Origin of the sequence: Fluviicola sp. (genome assembly GCF_030151805.1) — a bacterium.
GTDB lineage: Bacteria > Bacteroidota > Bacteroidia > Flavobacteriales_D > Crocinitomicaceae > Fluviicola.
The window spans coordinates 1-2,572 of sequence record NZ_JASLCN010000343.1 but is presented as its reverse complement, the minus strand read 5'-3'; the positions used below and the strand labels follow the sequence as shown (position 1 = coordinate 2,572).

Annotated in this window: 4 protein-coding genes; 3 read left to right on the top strand and 1 reads right to left on the bottom strand. The window is 41.6% G+C overall.

The annotated features are described in order from the left end of the window. Both Q1V93_RS13055 and Q1V93_RS13050 read left to right on the top strand, forming a co-directional pair. The coding region (locus Q1V93_RS13055) for a hypothetical protein (RefSeq protein WP_300665315.1) at nt 1-317 on the top strand (317 nt) is incomplete at its 5' end. Between the two features lie 2 nt (nt 318-319). Next, nucleotides 320-685 (top strand): cytochrome c, encoded by a 366-nt coding sequence (locus Q1V93_RS13050; protein ID WP_300665313.1) that lies wholly within the window; start codon nt 320-322, stop codon nt 683-685. Between the two features lie 69 nt (nt 686-754). On the opposite strand, the gene Q1V93_RS13045 is transcribed toward Q1V93_RS13050, so the two are convergent. Then, complete coding sequence (locus Q1V93_RS13045) at nt 755-1,438, bottom strand: class I SAM-dependent methyltransferase (RefSeq protein ID WP_300665312.1); 684 nt, start codon at nt 1,436-1,438, stop codon at nt 755-757. 102 nt (nt 1,439-1,540) lie between these two features. Between Q1V93_RS13045 and Q1V93_RS13040 the strand changes: the two genes are divergently transcribed. Beyond that, a partial coding sequence (locus Q1V93_RS13040; RefSeq protein WP_300665311.1) for a DUF4301 family protein occupies nt 1,541-2,572 on the top strand: 1,032 nt, incomplete at its 3' end.

The following is a 2,572-nucleotide window of genomic DNA, read 5'->3' as shown; positions in this document are numbered from 1 at the left end:
GCAATATCCTGGGAGTGGAATATGTTGTACAGGGAACAATTACACAGGATTTAACTTCTGTAAGCAGCAATTCGAGCGGTTCCACAACGGTGAACGCAAAAACAAATCAAAGTAATAACAGAACCGTCGGAACGGTAAACGGATATTCGTCATCGTATAGTACACAAAATTATTCGACGAATGTGACCATGAATATCTATACAGATAAGGGGGAAACTATCTTTTCACAGAATCATCAGTCTTTCTGGAGTTCGGATGATGCTTACAAAGTAACCTTGAATTACCTCCTGAAACGAACACCATTATATCAAAAGTAGTTATGAAGAAGAACCAATTATTAGTAGCAATTGCTTGTACCGCTATCCTGGTGGCGTGCGGAACAGCGAAGAATAGCGGTGGCGCGAAAGTCGAATCCATGCCTTCTCAGGCAGATGTTGAACGCGTAAAGGATAAATTTCCCGGATATACGTTAACAGATCTGAATGACGGGAAGAAGTTGTTCGAAGCGAACTGCGCTTTGTGTCACGGACTGAAAAAACCTGCATCCAGAACGGAAGAAGAGTGGAAAACGATTGTTCCGCGCATGGTGAAAAAGGCAAACAGTAAGAACGGAAATGTATTGGATGCTGCAGGAGAAGAAAAAATTCTTCGGTATGTGGTTACGATGGGTTCTGCTCCGAAGTAAGAAAACAGTAATAAAATCATAAACAATAGGCACGCGATGCATCGTGTGCCTACTTTTTTATTGGTATTTTCAAAACAATTTGGTTTTAAAAATTTTCGGACGGAGCACGAAATGTTCTTTTGTTTGTTCTTCCCGTCGCCATAACAAACCCATTCTTCCCAGGTCAATCGAAACATGAAACCGTTCGTCCGAAACCAGCTGTTGCCACATGTGCCACATGTCGTCGTTCCAGCGGATGTCATCCAGGATGAAAATCGTTTGATTGTGGGACTGTTCAAATAATTTGTTGACATAACTCAATGTTGCTTCTCCCGAATGATTTCCGTCTATAAAGATCAAATCGTATTTCCCGATGGGTGGAAGCTGAAGGAAGTCGTCAAAAGGGCTGCAAATCGTCGTGATACCGGATAATTTCCAATAGTCGAATTGCTGAAGCGCTTTGGAGAGAATCGCGTCACAGCCTTCCACTGTCATTAAATGCGAGTCCGGATTTCCCGCTTTCAGATGAATGCTTCCTGTTCCGATAGAAGTGCCGAGTTCGAGCATGAATGCGGGTTTGTAATAATGCGCAATTTTCCACAACAATTCTCCGTAAAGGCCATTGCTGCCTGCTTTTTTAGCCAGTTCAGCAACTGATCTTTTGCTTCCCATTTGCTTTGATCCGGCTCCTAAATCTTTGATTTTGAAAGTCTCACGGTTCTTTTTGGTGAATTGTTGCCAAATTTTTCGGGAAGTGAGGAAATTTTTATCCACTTTTGTCGTTAAACAGTTGTCAACAAAGTCAAAGACAAAGGGAGAATGAATACCATGTCTGCCTTTTGATTGAAGTAAAAATCCGAAAATTGATCTGGAATTTTGCATGGCACAAAGAAACAAAAAAAGGCTACAGAAAGCATGCTTATGCTAAAAACTACAATAGAAATACAGCTCGAACGCTTGCGCGCCCCTCAACCAAGTCTGAACCTGGTTTCGGCTTGTAAGATTCATGAAGGAATCATCGCATTGTCGGAAGATAAAATAGAAGATCTGGCTCAGTCATTTTACCAGTCGGATAAAAAAGTTGCATTCTTTATTCCTGCTTCAGGATCCGGTTCCAGGATGTTTCATTTCCTGTTTGAGTTCCTGGATAATCCGAATGAAAGCAATAGCGGTTATGTAGAACGCTTTTTAACGCACATTGAGGATTTTGCTTTTTTCTATCAGTTTCCTGCATCTATTCAAAAGGCTTTGAGAAACCGCAGTATGGATTTGGATGCGTTTGTATCGTTTATTCTCAATAACAAAGGATATGGTTTGGCACATTTGCCGAAAGGGTTGATTCCGTTTCATAAGAACGGACCTTTCCTGTTGTGTCCGATCCAGGAACACGTTGTTCAGGGACAGTTGATTACTCAGAATGCCTGTTCGTTCCATTTTACCATTCAACCGAAATTTCAGGAATATATTCAGCGTCAGCTGGAGTTTCTGGAGGGAATGACCTCACGAAAATTTGACGTGGATTTTTCCGTTCAGAACCCGGAAACGAATGCCATTGCATTTGATAATGACTTCGAACCGATTGTGTCGCCGGAAGGAGATATTCTCACTCGTCCTGCGGGTCATGGAGCACTTTTGGAGAATTTCAACCAGGTGGATGCAGATTTAATATTTATCAAAAACATCGATAATATTCAGCATTACAATCACTCGGAAATTGCGATCAGAACACAACGCATGCTCGGAGGACTATTTATTGAGGTCCAGAAGGAAATTGATTTCCTTGTTCAGGATTTTTCGGAAGGAGCATGGAATACATTCAATGAAAAATACCAGTTGTTCCATGAGTCGGTGAATGCTCTGCCCAATACGGAGAAATTGACATTGTTGAAACGACCGCTTCGCATTTGC